Source organism: Bradyrhizobium sacchari (assembly GCF_002068095.1).
In the GTDB taxonomy this organism is placed as follows: domain Bacteria; phylum Pseudomonadota; class Alphaproteobacteria; order Rhizobiales; family Xanthobacteraceae; genus Bradyrhizobium; species Bradyrhizobium sacchari.
In genome coordinates, this window is sequence record NZ_LWIG01000018.1 from 58,724 (window position 1) to 80,540 (window position 21,817).

General features: G+C 64.6%; 20 protein-coding genes. 5 read left to right on the forward strand and 15 right to left on the reverse strand.

The window, feature by feature from the left end:
- The first annotated feature begins 214 nt into the window (after window positions 1-214).
- Window positions 215-1,012, forward strand: coding sequence for an exodeoxyribonuclease III (gene xth / locus A5906_RS22470; protein ID WP_080137490.1), 798 nt, complete (start codon window positions 215-217; stop codon window positions 1,010-1,012).
- Window positions 1,013-1,115: 103 nt separating this feature from the next.
- On the opposite strand, the gene A5906_RS22480 is transcribed toward xth, so the two are convergent.
- The 7 genes from A5906_RS22480 to A5906_RS22515 form a co-directional block, all read right to left on the reverse strand.
- Entirely contained in the window at window positions 1,116-1,937 is an 822-nt protein-coding gene (locus A5906_RS22480) for a tetratricopeptide repeat protein (protein WP_080137492.1), read from the reverse strand.
- The gene (gene ilvD, locus A5906_RS22485; protein ID WP_080137493.1) at window positions 1,924-3,648 is read right to left on the reverse strand and encodes a dihydroxy-acid dehydratase; all 1,725 of its coding nucleotides are present in this window, start codon (window positions 3,646-3,648) and stop codon (window positions 1,924-1,926) included. The genes A5906_RS22480 and ilvD overlap by 14 nt, the downstream gene beginning before the upstream one ends.
- Before the next feature lie 1,410 nt (window positions 3,649-5,058).
- A complete protein-coding gene (locus tag A5906_RS22495) occupies window positions 5,059-5,643 on the reverse strand; it encodes a hypothetical protein (RefSeq protein ID WP_430642409.1) in 585 nt (194 codons plus the stop codon).
- A 76-nt stretch (window positions 5,644-5,719) separates the two neighbouring features.
- On the reverse strand, window positions 5,720-6,172 hold the full coding sequence (locus tag A5906_RS46410) for a hypothetical protein (protein ID WP_430642410.1): 453 nt from the start codon (window positions 6,170-6,172) through the stop codon (window positions 5,720-5,722).
- Between the two features lie 242 nt (window positions 6,173-6,414).
- Window positions 6,415-6,627, reverse strand: coding sequence for a hypothetical protein (locus tag A5906_RS22510; protein WP_080137496.1), 213 nt, complete (start codon window positions 6,625-6,627; stop codon window positions 6,415-6,417).
- Between the two features lie 154 nt (window positions 6,628-6,781).
- Complete coding sequence (locus tag A5906_RS43105) at window positions 6,782-6,958, reverse strand: hypothetical protein (protein ID WP_167523499.1); 177 nt, start codon at window positions 6,956-6,958, stop codon at window positions 6,782-6,784.
- Between the two features lie 128 nt (window positions 6,959-7,086).
- Entirely contained in the window at window positions 7,087-8,823 is a 1,737-nt protein-coding gene (locus A5906_RS22515; RefSeq protein WP_080137497.1) for an adenylate/guanylate cyclase domain-containing protein, read from the reverse strand.
- 318 nt (window positions 8,824-9,141) lie between these two features.
- Between A5906_RS22515 and A5906_RS22520 the strand changes: the two genes are divergently transcribed.
- Window positions 9,142-11,328 carry a lytic transglycosylase domain-containing protein gene (locus A5906_RS22520; RefSeq protein ID WP_080137498.1) on the forward strand — a complete coding sequence of 729 codons (2,187 nt, stop codon included), beginning with the start codon at window positions 9,142-9,144 and terminating at the stop codon, window positions 11,326-11,328.
- An 85-nt stretch (window positions 11,329-11,413) separates the two neighbouring features.
- Here the strand turns inward: A5906_RS22520 and A5906_RS22525 are convergent, their stop codons facing one another.
- From A5906_RS22525 to A5906_RS22535, 3 genes are all read right to left on the reverse strand, one after another.
- On the reverse strand, window positions 11,414-11,716 hold the full coding sequence (locus tag A5906_RS22525; RefSeq protein WP_245326852.1) for a hypothetical protein: 303 nt from the start codon (window positions 11,714-11,716) through the stop codon (window positions 11,414-11,416).
- A gap of 68 nt (window positions 11,717-11,784) precedes the next feature.
- Window positions 11,785-11,973: a hypothetical protein gene (locus tag A5906_RS22530; protein ID WP_080137499.1), complete on the reverse strand. Its 189-nt coding sequence runs from the start codon at window positions 11,971-11,973 to the stop codon at window positions 11,785-11,787.
- Window positions 11,970-12,365 (reverse strand): hypothetical protein, encoded by a 396-nt coding sequence (locus A5906_RS22535; protein WP_080137500.1) that lies wholly within the window; start codon window positions 12,363-12,365, stop codon window positions 11,970-11,972. The genes A5906_RS22530 and A5906_RS22535 overlap by 4 nt, the downstream gene beginning before the upstream one ends.
- A gap of 710 nt (window positions 12,366-13,075) precedes the next feature.
- On the opposite strand from A5906_RS22535, the gene A5906_RS22545 reads away from it, so the two are divergent.
- From A5906_RS22545 to A5906_RS22555, 3 genes are all read left to right on the forward strand, one after another.
- Window positions 13,076-15,502, forward strand: coding sequence for a PAS domain S-box protein (locus A5906_RS22545; RefSeq protein WP_080137501.1), 2,427 nt, complete (start codon window positions 13,076-13,078; stop codon window positions 15,500-15,502).
- On the forward strand, window positions 15,499-16,164 hold the full coding sequence (locus tag A5906_RS22550; protein WP_080137502.1) for a response regulator transcription factor: 666 nt from the start codon (window positions 15,499-15,501) through the stop codon (window positions 16,162-16,164). The genes A5906_RS22545 and A5906_RS22550 overlap by 4 nt, the downstream gene beginning before the upstream one ends.
- A gap of 87 nt (window positions 16,165-16,251) precedes the next feature.
- Window positions 16,252-16,638 (forward strand): response regulator transcription factor, encoded by a 387-nt coding sequence (locus A5906_RS22555; RefSeq protein ID WP_080137503.1) that lies wholly within the window; start codon window positions 16,252-16,254, stop codon window positions 16,636-16,638.
- Window positions 16,639-16,706: 68 nt separating this feature from the next.
- On the opposite strand, the gene A5906_RS22560 is transcribed toward A5906_RS22555, so the two are convergent.
- The 5 genes from A5906_RS22560 to A5906_RS22580 all read right to left on the reverse strand — a co-directional run.
- A complete protein-coding gene (locus A5906_RS22560; protein ID WP_080137504.1) occupies window positions 16,707-17,678 on the reverse strand; it encodes a tripartite tricarboxylate transporter substrate binding protein BugD in 972 nt (323 codons plus the stop codon).
- A 125-nt stretch (window positions 17,679-17,803) separates the two neighbouring features.
- Complete coding sequence (locus A5906_RS22565; RefSeq protein ID WP_080137505.1) at window positions 17,804-19,045, reverse strand: threonine synthase; 1,242 nt, start codon at window positions 19,043-19,045, stop codon at window positions 17,804-17,806.
- 144 nt (window positions 19,046-19,189) lie between these two features.
- A complete protein-coding gene (gene lpdA, locus A5906_RS22570; protein ID WP_080137506.1) occupies window positions 19,190-20,611 on the reverse strand; it encodes a dihydrolipoyl dehydrogenase in 1,422 nt (473 codons plus the stop codon).
- A 17-nt stretch (window positions 20,612-20,628) separates the two neighbouring features.
- Window positions 20,629-20,835, reverse strand: coding sequence for a hypothetical protein (locus A5906_RS22575; protein ID WP_245326853.1), 207 nt, complete (start codon window positions 20,833-20,835; stop codon window positions 20,629-20,631).
- Between the two features lie 35 nt (window positions 20,836-20,870).
- A partial coding sequence (locus A5906_RS22580; protein WP_245326854.1) for a 2-oxo acid dehydrogenase subunit E2 occupies window positions 20,871-21,817 on the reverse strand: 947 nt, incomplete at its 5' end.

Sequence of the window (21,817 nt, forward strand, 5' to 3'; positions counted from 1 at the left end):
GCCGAGCCAATACAGGAACGCGCCGACGAGGCCGTCGCGCGGCTCAATGTGTTGTGTAGTCTTGTCCGGCCATCCCATTCCAGCGGAACCTTTTCCGTATCAATGGCCTGCGGCCGGCTTAAGCCGGGTTAATTTTGTGGGAGATTTTGCGGCGTCCTTGACGGGCGCGTTTGCATTTTGTTCTAACCAAGGCCCCGCCTGGAGCCCTCCCCCGATGCCCATCAGAGTAGCCACCTGGAACGTGAACTCGGTCCGGCAACGGATCGATCTCCTCCTGACCTGGCTGAAGGAGTGCCAGCCGGACATCGTCTGCCTCCAGGAGATCAAATGCGTCGACGAGGCCTTCCCGCGGCTGGAGGTCGAGGCGCTGGGCTACAACGTCGTCACCCATGGGCAGAAGACGTTCAACGGCGTCGCCCTGCTCTCGAAGCTGCGGTTCGACGAGACCAAGTCGGGGCTCGCCGGCGACGACGCGGACACCCACGCCCGCTTCCTCGAGGGCGTGGTGACGCTCAAGTCCGGCGTGATGCGGATCGCCTGCCTCTATCTGCCCAATGGCAACCCGGTCGGGACCGACAAATACCCCTACAAGCTCAAATGGATGTCCCGGCTTCTTGAGTATTCGAAGGAGCGCCTCAAGACCGAGGAGCCGCTGATCCTCGCTGGCGACTTCAACGTCATCCCGCATGCCCGCGACGTCTCCAATCCGGCCGCCTGGACCAAGGATGCCCTGTTCAAGACCGAGACGCGGGAGAGCTTTCAGTCCCTGCTCGGCCTCGGCCTGACCGACGCCTTGCGGGCGGTGACCGACGAGCCGGGGCTCTACACCTTCTGGGACTACCAGGCCGGCGCCTGGCAGAAGAACCAGGGCCTGCGCATCGATCATCTGCTGCTGTCGCCGCAGGCCAGCGACAAGCTCGCCAATGTCGGGATCGACAGCTATGTGCGCGGCTGGGAGAAGCCCTCGGACCACGTGCCGGTTTGGGCGGATCTGGATCTCGAGGCGGCGTAGGCGGCAGCGTCGTCATTCCGGGGCGGCCCGAAGAGCCGAACCCGGAACCTCAAGATTCCGGGTTCGATGCTTCGCATCGCCCCGGAATGACGGCGTGTAGCGATTACTCGCGCCGGCCCTGCACCCATTGTTCCAGCATTTGCAGGCACATGGCGCGGTCGTCGTCGGAGGCCTTGGCGAAGGCGCGGTTGTAGCTTTCCTTGATCCAGGTCTCGTCGCTACCTGCGCTGTCGCGCGCCAGCGTCAGCCACATCAGGCCGCGCGCAGCCTGCCGCGGCAGGCGGTCGCCATTGAACAGCATCTGGCCGAGCAGCGCCTGCGCCTCGTGCTGGCCCTTCTGCGCCGCAAGGCCGAGCCAGCGGGCGCCGTAGCGGAAATCCTCGCGCGAGGCGTCCGGCGTCTTCAGGTACAGCCGGGCCAGATCGTACTGGGCGTCCGCATTGCCGAAATAGGAGGCGGCATAGGAGAACATCTCCCGCGCCCTATCAGGGTCGGCCTTGATCTTGGAGTTCGGGATGCCGCTCAGATAGTAGCGGCCGAGCGCGACGAAGGCGTTGGCCACGACCTGCGCCTGCGGCGCCGAGGGGCTGTCCTCGGCATGCGCGTTGGCGATCCGGCTGAAATATTCGAAGGCGCGCATGTCGTCCTGGGCGACGCCGTCGCCATTGGCGTACATGCGGCCGAGCTTCCACTGCGCAATGGGGTGACCGCCCTCGGCGGCATATTGCAGGGCGCTGAGCGAGGTTTCCTGCGTCGCAGGCGGCACCTTGCTGCGCACCGCGCCCGAGGCGCCCGGCAACGTGGTCACGACCGGGATGGTCGTGTCCTTCTGGTTGACCGGCGCGCCGTCAAAGGCGAGCGCCGGCGCGACCAGCGCACTGGCCCCCAACACAAACGCAACTATGGCACGCCTAGATGTCCGCATAGCACTGCTTCTCGTGCGCGCCGCCCGGATGGGTCACTGCCCCCCCGACCGCTGGTCCAACCTGCTGAGCATATTTCCAGAGCGCACCCGACGTGTGGTTAGTCGCGCGAGCGCTCCATTTGGTTTTGCGCTGGGCGAGCTCCTGGTCGCTCAATTTTACGTTAAGAGTGCCGACGTCCGCGTCGATCTCGATGATGTCGCCATCCTCGAGCAGCCCGATCGGACCGCCGACGGCGGCCTCAGGCCCGACATGGCCGATGCAGAAGCCGCGGGTGGCGCCGGAGAAACGGCCATCGGTGATGAGCGCGATCTTGCCGCCCATGCCCTGCCCGGTCAGTGCCGCGGTGGTCTGGAGCATTTCCCGCATGCCGGGGCCGCCCTTGGGGCCCTCATAGCGGATGACGATGACTTCGCCTTCCTTGTAGGTGCGGTTCTGAACAGCCTCGAACGCGTCCTCCTCCCGGTCGAAGCACCTGGCCGGACCGGTAAACTTGAGGTTGGACATTCCCGCGACTTTCACGATCGCACCTTCTGGCGCCAAATTGCCCTTCAGACCGACCACACCGCCGGTGACGGTGATGGGTTTGTCTGCCGGGTGCACCACGTCCTGGTGCGGATTCCACTTCACGCTTTTGAGGTTTTCGGCGATCGTTCGACCGGTGACCGTAATGCAGTCGCCGTGGAGAAATCCGTTGTCGAGCAGCGTCTTCATCAGAAGCGGTATGCCACCTACTTCAAACATGTCTTTGGCGACATAACGGCCGCCCGGCTTCAAATCCGCGACATAAGGTGTCTTTTTGAAGATTTCGGCGACGTCGAATAAGTCAAACTTAATGCCCGCCTCATGGGCGATCGCCGGCAGGTGCAGCGCAGCATTGGTCGAACCGCCAGAGGCTGCGACGACAGCCGCCGCGTTTTCCAATGCCTTACGGGTGACGATGTCGCGCGGCCGGATGTTCTCAGCGATCAGGTCCATGACCTTCTCGCCGGCAGTCATGCAGAAGGCGTCGCGGATCTCGTAGGGTGCCGGTGCACCGGCCGAGTAAGGCAGCGCAAGGCCGATCGCTTCGGAGACGGTCGCCATGGTGTTGGCGGTGAACTGCGCGCCGCAGGCACCCGCCGAGGGGCACGCCACGCGCTCGATCTCGTCGAGATCCTCGTCCGACATGGCGCCGACCGAATGCTTGCCCACGGCCTCGAACATGTCCTGCACCGTGACCTGCTGCCCGCGAAAATTGCCGGGCAGGATCGAGCCGCCGTAGATGAAGATCGAGGGGACGTTGAGGCGCACCATCGCCATCATCATGCCCGGCAGCGACTTGTCGCAGCCGGCAAGGCCGACTAGCGCATCGTAGGCGTGGCCGCGCACGGTCAGCTCGACGGAATCGGCGATGCATTCGCGCGACGGCAGCGAGGAGCGCATGCCGTCATGGCCCATGGCGATGCCGTCGGTGACGGTGATGGTGCAGAACTCGCGCGGCGTGCCGCCGGCTGACGCGACGCCCTTCTTCACCGCCTGCGCCTGGCGCATCAGGGCGATGTTGCAGGGCGCGGCTTCATTCCAGCAGGAGGCAACGCCGACGAAGGGCTGGTGGATCTGCTCGGTGGTCAGACCCATGGCGTAGAAATAGGAGCGATGCGGCGCGCGCGCAGGGCCTTCCGTCACGTGACGGCTCGGCAGCCTCTGCTTGATGTTAGTCTTCGCGTTCATCGCAACCAGTTTCCCCGGTCAACCCTTTCAGACCCGAAAAATCAGAGCCAAGATTTGAATCGACCTTGGGATTTCCCGTCGCCGCCTGATGGATCGCCGCTGCCCCTAAAACTTAGAACGATTTTATTCATGTTCGGGTGTGGCCAAAAAGCGGCGGTGATGCGAACGGCCGGTGATGAGGGTTAAATCCGGAATGAGTGTTGCGCGGGCAGCACAATCGTTACCGGGAAGACACGGACATGGCTACTTGGATACCGTCGCGAGTATGACGATCGGCAACTTCAGGCTTTGTATATTCACATCGCATCCGGCCCGCGACGGTCGACGGGCACACCCACGAAGTGAGTCGCTGGCGCCCTTCGCGGAGCGAAATGCATTGCTCGTGTCCCGGACAAGCCGCAACGCTTGAAGTATTGCGGCGCAGAGCCCGGGAGGCAGAAGGCGACACGGCACGGTGTGGAGGCATGGGCCCCCCGGCTCTGCAGCGCACCGCTAGCGCTGCGCTGCGTCCGGGGCACCGGGGTGTGACGCGCGCTCTCTCCTCCTCGTCATTGCGAGCGCAGCGAAGCAATCCAGGGTCTTTCCGCGGAGGCATTCTGGATTGCTTCGCTGCGCTCGCAATGACGGCGTGTGTGGCCACAGACACACCTCCACATCCTCGCGGCTCATTTCGCCCGAGCTTTGCTTGATCACTCCACCCTCGAAGCCAAGAGGGCGCAGGGAAGACCGGGTGCCGACCTCGCACCCGCGGTCCGCTGCGCGAAGATGTAGCGCAAAGGAACCGCACAGCAGCATACAGGTGGTGCCGATCACTCGGCCTTCCCTGCGCGATGGTCGGACGGCTTATGCCGTGCTCTCCCGGGAGCCGAATTCCCTCTGGCCTCCCTCACGCCCGCGGAATGCACCAGCAGCGCGCCGGTTGACGCAACTGCCGCCTCCGCAAGAGCTTGACCGTAGCAACGACGGCCAGGACCACACGGTTTTGCCGTACGCACGGCCCGCCATTTCGCCGCAGTATTCCCAACCCCGTCGACAGAGCCGGAAACTTGCAAACGAGACGAAGCCTAGCAGCGCCGTTCGTCCGCACGCGGTTTCGAGCTCACAGGGACTACCCGCCCTGCCCGCACCTCTCGTGCCCGACGCTGCCGCGTCCACCGCAAGCCCCGGCTCGCAAACATGACGACCACATGATCGCCCCTCAAGGATGAGCCGGGATGGGCATCACATACGACAAATCCGAATTTCGGTAAAGCGGAATATTTTTGGCGATACGGGTTGACAGCCGGGCGACACAGCCCGGCCCCGTAGCCCGGATGTGCACAGCGATATCCGGGGTCTTGCCACCAGCTACAGCGGTCCCGGGTATCGCTGCGCTCACCCGGGCTACAGGAAAGTGGAACGCGTGGCCGCTCAGGCCGACATTGCTCCCTTGCGCCCGAACGGATCCAGCAGGCGGACGATCTCGCAGGCAGCGACGAGGCCGGCGAGCCAGACGGCGCTGAGGAGCCCAAGCCGCGTCATGATGGCGGCGGTGAAGGCGCCCTCTCCGCCGAGGAAGGGCGTCGCGGCGAGCAGTACGAGCTCATAGGCCGCGTAGGCGACGACGAGCGTGATTGCCAGCATCAGCGGCGCGCGCGCCTGCGGCAGCGCACGAAACACCACAGACGAGACGGCGGTCGCAACCAGCGCAGCGGCGCCGATGATAAAACCCCAGGCGAGCGTGCTGCCATTGACGGGATAATGCAGCACACCGAAGCCGATGCTCTGGTTCACGAGCCACGCGCCGGCGACGACGAGCAGCGCCGGACGCGGCGGCAGCATCGCGGCCGCGACGACGGCAAAAGCTGCGAATGGTGTCGCACAGGCCAGCGCAAAACTTGCGAGTGCGCATGACGCCGTCAGCAGCGCCAGGCAGAACATCGGCGCAAGGCGCGGCGCAACCGGGTGCAGACGGAAACGGTCAATGTCGGGCGAAAGCATCTCGGCAGGCATCATGGGACCTCCGTTGGCGATCCTAGCACACGTGCCGAGGGGGTCGACATGACATGCACGCGAGAAAAGGACCGAGCGCCTAGGCGGGCTCTTTCTCTGTTGGCGTCCTGATCATCGCCCGCTCGCCGGCGTCGACCAGCTGGCCGATGCCGGTCCGGCCCGCAAGCGCACAGCGGATGATGTTTTCGGCCACCGATCTGCGAAAGCCATGGTCCTCGCCGTCGGGGCGATTGCGGCAGACCCGGTCCAATGCCAGCTTCATGTTGATCCGGGTACGGGTGTCGAAATGCTCGCTGATCATCGGCACGGCCTCGATCGCGTTGATGTCGGTGGCAGAAAACGCCGCGGCGATCGGCGGGGTTCCAAAATGGAAAGAAGGGATGTTCCGGCCGTCTACGTCCGGCCCCTCGGGCGCTGCGCCAGAGCCCAGGCGACAGCAACGTCGCGCGGCGGAACGTCGATGCGCCGGATGGGGGTCAATTCGCCGGAGGCGGAAACGATCGCGGTCTCCTCGCGGCGGCAGCGCGGGCACACGAAGCGGACCTCGTGGGGAGACGCCGACCAGTTCGCGCGCTTCACATTGGCCGCCATCGGCCAAGCCTCGCAATGCGAGCACGACACCAGAAATCGACCGGGATCGAGCATGCCCATTCCATCGGACTCCGCGTCCTGCCCGCTCCTTCAATGATTAACCCATGTGAATCGTTCCGGTGCCATGGCACCGCCGGACTGCTGCCGCCGCTGAACCCGCCGTTCCCAATCTGACGGAAGGCCTTAGTGGGCGCCCTTGAGCGTGCAGGAGGTGGTGCAGGTGACCGTGTTGCCGTGGTCGCATGACTTGCAGGCGGCGACGCACTGATTCATGTCGCGGGGATTATACGAGCTGTAGTTCCGCATCGCGCAGACCGGAGTCGAGCCGGTGATGTCCTGCTCCTGGTTGCAGGCCGCCGTCACGAGCGCGAGAACAAGGACTGCAAGAAGGCGCATGGGATTGCCCTGTAGAGAGCGGCAAATCGACGTCAGCGAGGCACGCTGCATCGCAGCGGGCCCCGGCATTCCCACTGCGAGCAACCGTGGAAGCCCGACGCTCGCATCCCCAAAGGATACGCGCCAAAGATTAAAAAACGGATTGCAGCCGGCGTCAGGCCGCAGTTTTGGTCGCGATCGCCTGCCGCATGTCCACCGCGAGTTGGCGGTACTGTTCTGACAGTTTCAGATAGAATGTGCGCTTGGTGCTGTCGGTGGCGAGCTTGGCGATCAGCTCGCATTCGGCCGTGAGCGTCTCGAACCGTTCCAGCCTGTCCTCAAGTTCTGTCATCGGCGTGTCCCCATCAAACGCCACAAAGGACCAATGAGCCTAAGCCCCGGAAATAGGTCACGGCGAACATCGTTATGGGATAGCATCAATTTTCGTCGGCGCAGGCGGCGCGGCGACGTTGCCGCGACTCATTTCTGCTCCAGCCGCCAGGCGCCGTCCCAGCCCGCCTCCGGCGGATTGGCCTCGAACTGCGCGATGCGACCGAGCAGCGCGCGCGAAGGACCATCGCCAGGCACAGCTTCGAGCGCGGCGTTGAAGGCGGCACCGGCCTCGGCGAAGCGGCAGGCGCGATAGGCGGCGAGGCCGTCGGCATAATGCTTTCGCAGGCTCGCTTGCGCCTCCGTCAGCGCGCCTGCCCTGCCCAACACCTCGAAGATTGCCTGCGGGGCGCTCTGGCCGGCGACCGCGAGCCGGTCGATCTCGCGCAGCTCGAGCCGCTCGCCGATCGCATCCGCCGTCGCCTGCGCAATCAGGATGCGGGTGCCGTAGACCTTGTTGACGGCCTCGAGCCGCGAGGCGAGGTTCACGGCATCGCCCATCACCGTAAAACTCATCATCAGCTCCGAACCGATGCTGCCGGTCAGGACCTCGCCGGTGGCAATGCCGATCCGCAAGTCGCACGGCACGGGCATGGCGCGGATGCCGAGCAGATCCGGGAGCTGCTTCTGCAACGCGGGCACCTGCTCGGCCATCTCGATGGCGGCAAGGCCGGCAAGCAGCGCCGGTTCGTCCCCCTCGATGAAGGGCGGGCCCCAATAGGCCATGATGGCGTCGCCGATATATTTGTCGATCACGCCGCGATTGCTCCTGACGGGCGCGGACATGACCGTGAAATAGTGGTTCATCACCTTGACGAGGCCGCGCGGGGTCATGCCCTCGCTCATCGAGGTGAAGCCGCTCATGTCGCAGAACATGATGGTCATCACCCGCCTCTGGCCGTCGATGGCCACCTCCGGCCGATCGATCAGGCCCTGCACCACCTTGGGGTCGATGTAGCGGCCGAAGGTCTCGCGGATGCGCTCGTTGTGCCTGAGCTGCTCGATCATGCGGTTGAAGGCGGCGGCGAGCTCGCCGATCTCGTCCTGCGTGGAGACCGTAATCGGCTTGTCGAACCGCCCCGCCTCGACCTCGCGGGTGCCGGCAAGCAGGAGCCGTACCGGACGCGTGATGCCGCTCGAGACCAGCAGTGCGAAGACAAAGCCGACCACCGCTGCGAGCAAGGTCACGATGCCGGATACGATGATCGCCTTTTGCTGATGGCTGATCACCTGCGACGTCGAGACGAACACCTGCTTGAGCATGTCGGCGCGGATGGCGTCGATCTTCTGGTTGAACTGGTCGCGCAACAGGTCGATGTGCTCGAGCGTGTTGCGGGCGTCGATCATCTGCTTGGCGTCGATCTGCTTGAGCAGCCTGGCGTGGTCCTCGTTCTGATCGCGGCGCAGCTCGCTGACGGCGGTGTCGATGCGGATCTCGATCCGCGCCAGCGCCGCGTTGTCGGACGGCGTCCTGGGATCGTCGATGATCGCGTTGATCAGCCGGCGCGCACGCTCGGCCTCTTCCTCGATCTTGCGGTCGGCCTCCTCGAACTCGCGCAGCCTCGCCGCATAGGCTTCCTCGTCGGTCGGCGACTGCATTTTCATCATCACCATGCGCCGCAGCGCCACCGCTCGCTCCAGCGAGCGGATATTGGCACGCGCCAGATCGCCATAGGCCGGGATGTAGCGATTGGTCAGCTCGTCCAGGAGGACGCCGACCTGGCTCGACATCACCATCGACAGGATCGAGGTGACCAGCATCAGGACGATCAATCCGAGGGCGATGCCGACGATCTTGCGCCGGATCGACTGGTTGAAAATCGGCATAGGTGCGGGGCAAAGGCTGAAAGGACGGACCGGGGAACTCATACACCGGATTTCGCAGCCGGAACACGCTCAATCTGGCTGCGACGACGCTGCACACCGCACACAACCGTCGCGCGAGCCCAAATCGTTAACAAAGGTTAAAGCGCCTGTCCTTTTCTCCTTTGCGGAAGTTCCCTTGCCTCATCCGTATTTTGCCGCAATGTTGCGACAGCGTGACAAATGCGAAACGATGCCGTGGCATCGTTTGGTGTCTTTGATTCTCAAGCCGCATACGATCGCGGACCTTGGTTTGTAGTGGTTTCGCAGGGGGACCATCGAATGAACCAGTGCCTACGCTCGCTCGCGTGTGTCGTTGCCGTGGCCGCTCTGGCTCTCCTTCCGTCGGAGCTGGCAGCGAAGAGCAGTCATAAATCGTCTGCGTCGAAGAAGACGCACGAGGCGAAAGCCGGCAAGCCGCGCCATGCCGCGGCGAAATCCCGTCACGGCAAGCATGCCGAGGCCAAGCGCAAATCGAAGAAGCAGGACGAGGAGCCCGCGGACAAGCCGGCGGCCCCGCCGCTGACCGGTGACCTCGCCGCGCTGAAGGACGCGATCGACCTTGCGCGCAAGGGCAAGACCGATGATGCGAGCGCGGCGCGCGACCGTATCGCCGACCCCGCCGGACAGAAGCTCGCCGACTGGTTCATGCTGCGCCATTCCGAGAGCACCGCGAATTTCAAACGTTACGCCGGATTCCTCGCCGCCAATCCCGACTGGCCGAGCAGCGCGCTCCTGCGCCGCCGCGCCGAGGCCCGGCTTTGGCAGGAGAAGACCGACGCCGCCACCGTGCACAAATTCACGATGGATCGCCCGACCAGCGCCAAGGGCAAGTTCGCGCTCGCCCGCGTGCTGCTCACCGAGGGCGAGACCGACCGGGCCGCGCGTCTGGTGCGCGAGGCCTGGCGCACGGACGAATTGTCCGAGCGCAGTGAGGAAGATTCCTACGAGGCGTTCCGCGATCTGCTGAACGCCGACGACCATCGCGCGCGCATGGACAAGCGGCTCGGTGCCAAGGACTACGCCGGCGCACGGCGCGCGGCCAAACGGCTCGGCGAGGATGCGCTCGCGATCGTCAAGGCCTGCGCCGCGGTCACCGGCAAGGCGAACAAGGCCAAGGACTATCTCGACGATGTCGCAGCCGAGGCGCGCCGCGATCTTGGCTATGTGCTGTGCCGCGCGCAATGGCATCTCCAGAAAGACCGCATCGACGACGCAGCCGAGGTGATCCTCGCCGCCGCGCCCGACACGATGGCGGCGCAGGACACCGATGCCTGGTGGCGCGAGCGCCGCCTGCTGGCGCGGAGGCTGCTCGACCAGGGCAAGTTCAAGACCGCCTACGACGTGGTGCGCACCGCGGCCGTGCCGGCGATGGAGGTCTACCGCGTCGACTATCACTTCATGTGCGGCTGGATCGCGCTGCGCTATCTCGACGATCCCAGGACGGCGATGGTGCATTTCGCCGCGATCGACGAAGGCTCGGCCAACCCCATCGCGCTGTCGCGCGGTCATTACTGGCGCGGGCGCGCGGCGGAGGCCATGGGAGCCGCGGCCGACGCCCGCATGAGCTACAAGGCTGCGGCGCGCTACTCGACCGCCTATTACGGTCAGCTCGCCCGCGCCAAGCTCGGGCTCGACCGCATCGAGCTGCGTGCGCCCTCGCCCGTGCTGGCCTCGACCGACACACCTCCTGCCGACGAGCGCGTGCGCGCCGCGGACATGCTGTACGGCATCGGCGAGCGCGACATGGTGTTCTATTACGCCGAGGATTTTGCCAAGGAGAGCACCGACGTCGCAGCGCTCGAAGCGCTCGGCGCGCTCGCCGGGCAGCGCAACGATGCGCGTGTGATGCTGGAGGTCGGCAAGTCGGCGCTGGCGCGCGGGTTCGCGCTCGACCATTACGCCTTCCCGACCATCGGCATCCCCGAGCACAAGCAGCTCGCCCCCCCGATCGAGAGCAGCGTGATCTATTCCGTGGCGCGTACCGAGAGCTCGTTCGACCAGCGCGACAAGTCGCCCGCCAATGCCGTCGGGCTGATGCAGGTGACGCCGGAAGCCGGCCGCGACACCGCAAAACGGTTCGGCCTGACCTATGACTGGGACAGGATGGTGTCGGACCCCGTTTACAACACGCAGATGGGCGCGGCCGAGCTCAGCGCGCTGCTCTCGGAATATCGCGGCAACCAGATCATGACCTTCGCCGGCTACAATGCCGGACGCGGCCGGGTGCGCGAATGGGTGCAGGCGCGCGGCGATCCGCGCGACCCCAATGTCGATCCGGTCGATTGGGTCGAGCGCATCCCGCTGTCGGAGACGCGCAACTACGTTCAGCGCGTGATGGAGAACGTGCTGGTGTACCGCGCCCGGTTCGAGGGCAGCGGCGCGGTCGCCGACAAGAGCGACCAGCGCGTGGTGACGAAAGACGCGAGCGCGGCGCCGACGGTATCGGCCGCAGCCCCGACGCCATAGCCTCGCGACCGCCGGGGCTGGACGCGGCACGAGGCTTGGACACGGTGACTGCGGCCGACGATTCTGCGCGGCCTGCGTCGTGCAGCTAGCGGTCACCTCCTTCCAGGGTCAGAAGGTCGCATCCGCGCAGATATGCCTCGCCCAGTGAGCGCGACAACGCGCTCATCTGAACCATCCAGCTCCAGCTCGCGATGGCCGTCAGCACCGCGAGCACCTCGAGCGAGCTGCGGTAGGGCCACAGCATGTCCGGTGCCGTCTGGTGGCGGTAGCAATCATAGTCGCAATAGCGTTCCTGCTTCGACACATGCCGGACATAGCTCGAACCGAGCGGCCGGGCGCATGTGCTGCAGGCCGCGTCGTGGCTGGGACGTTCCTGATTGACGAGCATGAATCTCAACGCCGTGCCCTCTCCCTGCCGATGGCTTATCCACCGATGCGTGTCGCCGCCTTCCCTGCTCAGGACGCGGCGCGCGTACGCTCCCCGATCAACCGCGCCGCGTCCTGGTGAATCGCGTAACATTCGTAGCCGCAATAGGGCAGCAGCGTCCTGGCGTCGCGCAGATAGCCACCCTCGATCTCCTCGCAGCACCACAGGCACGACGTCTTGCGGAACGGGGTTCTGCCGTTCACCAGGATGAACCTCACGTGGCACCTCCCAGCGCGAAGCAGTAGACCGTGTCGACCAGGGAAGCGGACGGCGGCGGCGCGCAGATATGGTTGCGACCGTCGGGATTGTCCCTGTGGCGCTCGACTTTCTGGGACGGGATCAGGATGTATTTCCCGTCTTCCCGGCGCCGCGCGTAGATCCTGCCCTCGTCGTAGCGTATCTCGGTCGGGTAGCAATCCGCATTGTTACAGCAGCTCAGAACCGGGTTGTCCGGCATGCGCCAGTTTGAATAGAACTTCTCGTGCAGCTGTTGATCCTGAGGCGGATGGTGACGATGCGAGCCATCCCGTGCGACGTCCTCCGCCTTCACGCCCGTCAGCAGCGGAAGCGGGAGCGCGATCGCGAGCAGGAGCTTGCAGCTAAGGTTCAACTCACAGCCTCCGGACGAAGAAATGGCCTGACGGGCTAGATGCGGCAGCCGATCTTCATGCCGCCTGACATCGGAACAGCCAGAGGCGGTCGCGTTCGCGTCGCGCCCTGAACCGGTCGAGACATTTCCGCGAGCAGAGCGGCGCTTGCCAGGAGTAGTATCGGATCAGACCAAACTTGCCGGCGCAAACGGCACAGCTTTTGGACTCGGGGCGGCGCTCGGAGTACTCGGACCTATCGCACATCATCCTCTCCTCTTGACCTCCAGGGGCCCGGCTTCCTCGTGCGCAAATGCAAGGGGTCGCCACGGTCGTCACGGAAAATGCGGCTTCTCGATCGTGACCGGCTAATTCGGCCGGCAAGTCAGGGCGGCGGATGCAGAGCCTGGCTCATTGGAGGCAACACGCCGGGCTTTTCGGCAGTTTGTGCTCCGCAATCGTCTCCCCCCGATTGATCGCGAGACTAGGCTCCATGCAACGCACCGCTCAATTGTACGGAGGTAAATGCCCGCTAGAACTAGGATTGTGCGAGCTATACGTAGGTTTGTGCCGTAGTTTTCCGGAGATTCACCCGCAACGAGACGGCGCAACGCGCGCAAGCTGCACGGCAATCGGGAATTCTGCCGAGAGTTCGACTTTGGTCGGAGGGAATTGCCCCTGCTATTGCAAAGTGCTCTACTCGCCGTGACGCCAGCGAGCCGGACCGCTTGCGATGATGCCTGGCCAGATCACGAAACTCGGGAATTCGGCCGCGCAGTTCCTGCTCGGCCGCCTTGCGGCGGTTCGATCATTCGGCAACGGCATGAAGAACGGGCACGCGGTCGCGGACGCCGCGCGGCGGAGCACCGATCTGCGTGATGCCATGAAGCAATGGCACGAGGTGTTCGAGCACAATCCGGTCATGTACTTCATGGTCGATCCGGCCGGAACGGTGCTCAACGTCAATACGTTCGGCGCCGCACAACTGGGCTACACGACCGACGAGTTGATCGGGCGATCCGTGCTGAACGTCTTCTTCGAGGAAGACCACGACCTGGTCCGTCAATGCATCGCCTTGTGCCTGACGACCGTGGACCAGTCGCATACCTGGGAGATCCGCAAGTTCCGGAAGGACGGGTCGGTGCTCTGGGTCCGTGAAAACGCCAAGGCGATGCTGCGCGGCGACGGCACGCCGATCCTGCTGGTCGCCTGCGAAAACATCACCGAGCGCAAGGAGACGGAGGATGCGCTGCGGCAGAGCGAGGCCTATCTCGCCCAGGCGCAGGAATTGAGCCACACCGGCAGCTTCGGCTTGAACCTCGCGACCGGCGAAGCGGTGTGGTCGAGGGAGACCTTTCGCATCTTCCAGTGCGATCCGGCGACCAAGCCGACCCTGAGCTTCGTGTTTCAGCGCATCCATCCGGAAGATCGCGATACGGTCCGCCGCACCCTCGATCGGGCCTACCGCCTGGCGGAGGATTTCGACCACCAATACCGCCTGCTGATGCCCGACGGATCGGTCAAATATCTCCATTCGGTGGCGCGCGCGGTTCGCCACCCGTCCGGGCGCATCGAGTTCGTCGGGGCGGTGACCGATGTCACGGTTGCCAAGGAAGCGGAGCAGAGGCTGCTTCGCAGCGAAGCCTATTTGACCGAAGCCCAGCGCCTCAGCCATACCAGCAGCTGGTCCTGGGACGTTCGTCGCCAGGAGTTCGCCCACCGATCGGCTGAGCTCTACCGCCTGTTCGGATTTGAGCCGGACCAGATCGATCTGCCGGCCCGGGCATTTCAGCAACGTATCGTGCCGGAGGACTTTCAGCGAATTATCGCGGTGGAACGCGAAGCGGTTCGACAGAAGCAGCCCTTCCAGATCGACTTCCGGATTGCGCGCCCCGACGGGTCGATCAGACGCGTCCATAGCGAGGGACATCCCGTGATCGGGCATGATGGTGAGGTGATTGAAATCATCGGCACGCATGTGGACGTCACCGAGCAGTTCGCGGCCAAAGACGCGCTGCATAAGGCGTTCGACGAACTCAAGGCATCGGAGCAGCGTTTCCGCGATTATGCCGAAACCGCGTCAGACTGGTTCTGGGAGACCGGGCCGGATCACCGCATCACGCGGATATCGGAGCATGCCGACACCTCCACCGCACCGCCGACGGGTCTGATCGGTCTGACCCGTTGGGACATTCCACCCGATGCCGAGCTCGAGCCGGAGAAATGGGAGCAGCATCGCGCGGCGCTCGATGCCCACGTCCCGTTCCGCGATCTGATCTACCGCAGCAGGGATCGTAACGGATCTCCAATCTACGTCCGCACCAGCGGCAAGCCGTTTCATGATGCGCAGGGCAATTTTCTCGGCTATCGCGGCGTCAGCAGCGACATCACGGCCGCGATCCGCGTCGAGCAGGCGGAGGAGGCGCTACGCAAGGCGCAAAGCGAACTGGCCCATGTCACGCGCATCACGACGCTCGGCGAGCTGACCACGTCGATTGCCCACGAAATCACCCAGCCTCTCGCCGCGGTGATCTCCAACGCGGACGCCTGCATCGCCTGGCTCGCCCGCGAGCCGGCGGATCTGAGTGCCGCGCGCCGTTCCGCCGAATGGATTGTCGAGGACGCCCATCGGGCAAGCGAGGTGATCCGCCGGATCAGGGCGCTTGCAAAGAAGACCGAGATCGAAGTCGTCCCGCTCGACATCAACCAGGTCGTTCGGGAGGCCGTGGCGCTCGTCCGGCGCGAGCTTGCGACCCATGCGGTCTCGGTGCGAATGGAGTTGGCATCCGACCTGCCGCCGATCTGCGGTGACCGTATCCAGCTCCAGCAGGTGCTGATCAACCTGGTGATGAACGGCATCGAAGCCATGCAGGGCAATGTCGACCGCCCGCGCGAACTGGCGATCCGCTCGTGCCGGGCCAGCGACGACGACCGCCTGCTCCTCACCGTGACCGACCGTGGTGTCGGCCTCTGCAAAGACGTCAAGGAGCGCATCTTCACCCCGTTCTTCACGACGAAATCGGGCGGTCTGGGAATGGGACTCTCGATCTGCCGATCGATTATCGAGGCTCACGCGGGCCGGCTTTCGGCCTTTCAAAACGAGGGGCGCGGTGCAACATTGCAGATCGCCCTGCCCTTGCCACACAAGGACACGTCGTGACCGACCATGAGAAGCAGGCCCAGGCGAGCGCCGGCGAACCGATCGTTCTGATCGTTGATGATGATCCCTCGATGCGTCGTGCGCTCACCAATCTCTTTCAATCGGTCGGTCTCAAGGTCCAAGCCTTCAGTTCGGCGGCCGAGATCATGGAAGCCAAACCGCCTGCGGTCCCAAGTTGCCTCGTGCTCGACATCCGCCTGCCGGGCTCGAGCGGCCTCGACCTCCAGGCCGACCTCGCCAAGGCCAATATTCACACGCCGATCATCTTCATCACCGGTCACGGCGATATCCCCATGACCGTGAGAGCCATGAAAAGCGGTGCCGTCGATTTCCTGACCAAGCCGGTGCGCGACCAGGACATGCTGGATGCGGTACAAGCGGCGATCGAGCGAGATCGCAAGCGGCGCGATGCCGAGAAGTCGATCTCGGGTGTGCGATCCCGTTTCGAGGGGCTGACGGCACGCGAGCGCGACGTCCTCGCCCTGGTTGCATCCGGGCTGATGAACAAGCAGGTCGCCGCCGAACTCGGATTGGCCGAAATCACCGTGAAGATCTATCGCGGGCAGATCATGCGGAAAATGGGGGCGAAGTCGCTAGCCGACCTCGTCAGAATGACGGACGCGCTGGGAATCCCGCGCAACAGGGGTCACCTGCAAACCTAAGTATGCTTTCCAAGCTCGCTCTGGTGGCCCACTTTCCCCCGGGCGGTTGAACCGCGGCCGGCGGCTCCCCGTTCAGGAGCGATCATCTTGTCAGTGCCTTCGATCATTTCCGTCATTGATGATGATGCCTCCGTTCGGCTTGCGACGAACAACCTCCTGACGTCGCGCGGATACACGGTCTACACCTTTGGCTCCGCTCACGAATTTCTCCAATCCGCCGAACTGGAGACGACCTCCTGCGTGATCGCGGACGTGCAGATGGCGGCCATGAGCGGCGTCGAGCTGTTGATGCATCTGCGGGGCCTCGGGCGTATCACGCCTTTCATCTTCATGACGGCTTTTCCGGACGAGGCCGTGCGCGACCGCGCACTGAAGGCCGGCGCCATCGGCTTTCTCGCCAAGCCGTTTTCAACGCGAGCCCTGATCGAGTGCCTGGACACGGCACTATCGGGCGCCGGTGACGGCACGATGTGACGCGGCGGCGCCGCGTCGCCGGGGGCCCCTACGGCAGGACATGGCGTGCCGCGGCCACGGCGAGGCGCTCACTCCACCCTGATGTTCGCCGCCTTGATGATCGGCCACCACTTGGCGATCTCGGCCTTTTGGCGGGTGCCGAGCGCCTCCGGGGTGAGCTGATCCTGCGGCGTCATCTCGAGGCCCTGACTTTCGAGCTGCTTCCTTACGGCGGGATCGTTGAGTGCCTCCACGGCCGCAGCATTGAGTTTTGCCACGATCTCCTTCGGAGTGCCCTTCGGCACCCACATGCCCGACCACAGCGTCATGCTGAAGCCTTTCAGGCCCGCCTCCTCCGCGGTCGGAATATCGGGCGCGGAGGACAGGCGCTTGTTGTCCGCGACGGCGTAGGCGCGGATGGTGCCGGCGCGGACCTGGTTGATGGAGTTGGAGGTCTGGTCGACGATGACATCGATCTGGCCGGCGATCAGGTCGTTCAGCGCAGGCGCCGTGCCGCGATACGGAACGTATTGCAGCTTGATGCCGGACACACTCTCGAAATAGACACCGGCGATGTGGCTGCCGGAGCCTGCACCGGCCGTACCTGCGGTCGGCGGCGACGGCCGCGACTTCAGCCATTCGAGAAGGTCTTTCAGCGAGGTCGCGGGCACCGCGTTCTTGCTGACCACGATCATCGGGTTGCTCGGCAGCAGCACCACGGGTTCGAGATCGGCGACGAGATCGTAGCTGAGCTTGTAGACGGCGCCGTTGGCGACGTGCGTGCCGAGATGGCCGAAGGAGATGGTGTAGCCATCGGGCGCCGATTGCACGGCGCGGCCGACGCCGAGCGAGCCGCCCGCGCCGGTGACGTTCTCGATCACCAGTGGCTGGCCCAGGGAGACCCGCATCCGCTCGGCAAGCACGCGTGCCATCGCATCGGACGGGCCGCCGGCCGCGAACGGCACGATGATGGTGATGGGGCGCGAAGGATAGTCGTCGGCGCGCGCTGCGGCGACAGAAGCGAGAATACCGATCAGCCCGGCCCAGACGGCCTTCTTCATTGTGTTCTCCCCAGCGATGTCGTTGTTGTTTTTATGCCCTCCCGCGTACGGGAAGAGGGACCGGTCGTGAAGAGACGAAATGACGCGGCGGAGCGCGATGATCGCGCCCCGGCTGCTGGACTTGGTCAGAACTGCGCGTAATCGATCGGCTTGTGGCGATCGAGCGTGCGGGTGACCGGCGGCAGCGGGTATTTCAGGCCGGTCGCGCAGTTGAACAGCATCACGCGATCGCTCTTGCTGACGCGGCCGTCGGCGAGGCTCTCCTTGTAGGCGGCGTAGGTCGCAGCGCCTTCGGGGCACAGCAAGAGCCCCTCCTCGCGCGCGACCTCGTTCAGCGCGGCGGAGATCTTGTCGTCGTCGACCGCAATGGCAAAGCCCTTGCTCTCGCGCACGGCGCGCAGGATCAGGAAATCGCCGATCGCCTGCGGCACGCGGATACCCGACGCAATGGTGTGGGCGTCCTCCCAGCGCGTCGCATGCTCGGTGCCGGCCTCGTAAGCGCGCACCATCGGCGCGCAGCCGGAGGCCTGCACCGCGACCATGCGCGGGCGCTTCGAGCCGATGAAGCCGATCTTCTCCAGCTCGTCGAACGCCTTCCACATGCCGATCAGGCCGGTGCCGCCGCCGGTCGGATAGAAGATCACGTCGGGCACGTCCCAGCCGAGCTGCTCGGCGAGCTCGAGACCCATCGTCTTCTTGCCCTCGATGCGGTACGGCTCCTTCAGGGTCGAGGTGTCGAACCAGCCGACCTTCGCCTTGCCCTCGCCGACGATCTTGCCGCAATCGTCGATATAGCCGTTGACGCGGTAGACGGTCGCGCCCTGCAGCTCGATCTCGCTGACATTCACCTCGGGCGTGTCGGCCGGGCAGAAGATCGTGGTCTTGATGCCGCAAGACGTGGCGTAGGCGGCCAGCGCCGCGCCGGCATTGCCGTTGGTCGGCATCGCCATGTGCTTGATGCCGAGCGCCTTGCCCATCGACACCGCCATCACCAGGCCGCGCGCCTTGAACGAGCCGGTCGGCAGGCGTCCCTCGTCCTTGACGATGATCTCGCCGCCGCCGAGCTTCTTGCCGAGCTTCGGCAGCCGGATCAGCGGCGTCGTGACTTCGCCGAGCGAGACGATGTCCTTGCATTTACGCACCGGCAGCAGCTCGCGGTAGCGCCACATGTCGCCGGGCCGCTGAGCGAGCGCGTCCTTGGTCAGCGCCTTCTTCACACCGGCGAGGTCATAGCGGACAAGAAGCGGCTTGCCGGCCTTGGAGAGGTTGTGGACCTGGTCGGCCGCGTAATGGTCGCCTTCCATCGCGCATTCGAGATGGGTGACGAAGGTCGGGCGTTCGATGGTGAGGTTGTCGTTGTCGTGCATGGGATGATTTCCTTCTTATTTTGCAAACAGCTCTCTCTGCTCGTCATTGCGAGCGAAGCGAAGCAATCCAGAGTCTTTCCGCAGAGGCAGTCTGGATTGCTTCGCTTCGCTCGCAATGACGGCGGTGTGCGGCGATGCCAACCGTCAGATATTCAGCACCCGTCCATACGCATCCAGCACGGCTTCCTTCATCATCTCCGAGAGGGTCGGATGCGGGAACACCGTGTGCATCAGCTCTTCTTCGGTCGTCTCCAGGTTCATGGCGACGACATAGCCCTGGATCAGCTCGGTCACTTCCGCACCGACCATGTGGGCGCCGAGCAGCTGGCCGGTCTTCTTGTCGAAGATCACCTTGACGAGGCCCTGGTCCTCGCCGAGCGCGATGGCCTTGCCGTTGCCGACGAAGGGGAAGCGGCCGACGCGGATCTCGCGACCGCTCTCCTTGGCCTTTGCTTCCGTCAGGCCGACGGAGGCGACCTGGGGATGGCAATAGGTGCAGCCCGGGATCATGTTCTTGTCCATGGGATGCGGATGCAGGCCCTTGATCGCCTCGACGCAGATCACGCCCTCATGCTCGGCCTTGTGGGCGAGCATCGGGGGGCCCGCGACGTCGCCGATGGCGTAGATGCCGGGAACGTTGGTCTTGCCGTAGCCGTCGATGACGATGCAGCCGCGGTCGGTTTTGACACCCAGCTTTTCCAGACCGAGGTTCTCGATGTTGCCGACGACGCCGACCGCTGAGATCACGCGCTCGAACTCGGTGGTGACGGGCTTGCCCTTGCCGTCGTCAATGGTGGCAACGACGCTGTCGGCCTTTTTCTCGAGCTTGGTCACCTTGGTCGAGGACATGATCTTGATGCCCTGCTTCTCCAGGCGCTTGCGGGCGAGACCCGCGATCTCGGCATCCTCGACGGGGAGGATCTGCGGCAGCACCTCGACCACGGTCACGTCGGAGCCCATGGTGTGGAAGAACGAGGCGAACTCGATGCCGATCGCGCCGGAGCCGACCACCAGCAACGATTTCGGCATCCGCTCCGGCACCATTGCTTCAAAGTAGGTCCAGATCAGCTTCTTGTCGGGCTCGAGCCCGGGCAGCACGCGCGGCCGCGCGCCGGTCGCAACGATGATGTGCTTGGCCTGGTAGGTCCCCTCGCCCAGCGCGCCCTTCGGGCCCTCGACGTCGGACGTCTTGACGGTAACTTTGCCGGGCGCGTCGATCGAGGCCGCGCCCCAGATCACGCTGACCTTGTTCTTCTTCATCAGGAAGCCGACGCCGTCGTTCAGCCGCTTGGAGACGCCGCGCGAGCGCTGCACCACGGCCTTCGGATCGAACGAGACCTTCTCCGCCGACAGGCCATAATCCTTGGCGTGCTGCATGTAGTGGTAGATCTCGGCCGAGCGCAGCAGTGCCTTGGTCGGGATGCAGCCCCAGTTCAGGCAGATGCCGCCGAGATAGGATTTTTCGACGATCGCGACCTTGAAGCCGAGCTGGGCGGCGCGGATCGCGGTGACATAGCCGCCGGGACCGGAGCCGATGATGATGACGTCGAAGGATGTATCGGCCATGGCGGCTCCCATTCAACTCAAGCGATCGTTGCGCCGCGAGCGCGGCGTTTTAAGATGTAGGTCCTGATCAGCCACTCGATGAGAATGACCGCCGCCATGATGGCGAAGATGGTGAGCGCGATGGGCGCCCAGATGTTGCGCGACAGCGCCTCGCCGGCAAAGAAGGCGGCTTCAATGATCTCGCGGCCCTGCGGGCTGAGTATGAGGATCAGCGAGACCAGCATCGAGATCCAGGGCCAGCGCGACGTCATGCGCCATCTCAGACCATCATCATGACGGGGTTTTCGATCAGCTGCTTGAAGGCGCCGATCAGCTCGGCGCCGAGCGCGCCATCGATGGCGCGGTGATCGCACGACAAGGTCACGCTCATCATGTGCGCGATCTCGATCTTGCCGCCACGCACGACGGGACGCTCCTCGCTGGTGCCGACCGCGAGGATGGTCGCGTGCGGCGGGTTGATCACGGCGGTGAAGTGGCTGATGCCGTACATGCCGAGGTTGGACACCGCCGTGGTGCCGCCCTGGTACTCCTCGGGCTTCAGCTTGCGCGAGCGGGCGCGCGCGGCAAAATCCTTCATCTCGTTGGAGATGGTCGAGAGCGTCTTGGTCTCGGCCTTGCGGATGATCGGGGTGATCAGGCCGCCCGGCATCGCCACCGCAACGCCGACGTCGGAATGGTGGTGCTTGACCATGCCGCTTTCGGTCCAGCTGACGTTGCAGTTCGGGATCTTCTGCAGCGCGACCGCCATCGCCTTGATGACGAAGTCGTTGACCGAGATCTTGTAGAGCGGCTTCTTCTCCTTGTCCTTCGGCGCGGCGGCGTTGATCTCCTCGCGCGCGGCGAGCAGCTTGCCGATGTCGCAATCGATGGTGAGATAGAAGTGCGGAACGTTCTGGATCGACGCGGTCAGGCGCTGCGCGATGGTGCGGCGCATGCCGTCATGCGGGACGATGTCGTAGGAGCCCGGCTCGAACAGCGACAGGATCTGCTTGTCCGACATGGTCGGCGCGATCGCCGGCGCACCTGACGGCGCCGCGGCGGGCGCCTTGAGGCCCTTGCCGGACTTGGCCTGCTCGACATCGCGCGCGACCACGCGACCGTGCGGGCCGGTGCCCGTCACCATCGCCACGTCGATGCCGGCATCCTTGGCGAGACGACGCGCCAGCGGCGAGGAGAACACGCGGCCGCCATGTCCGTTGGTCTGCG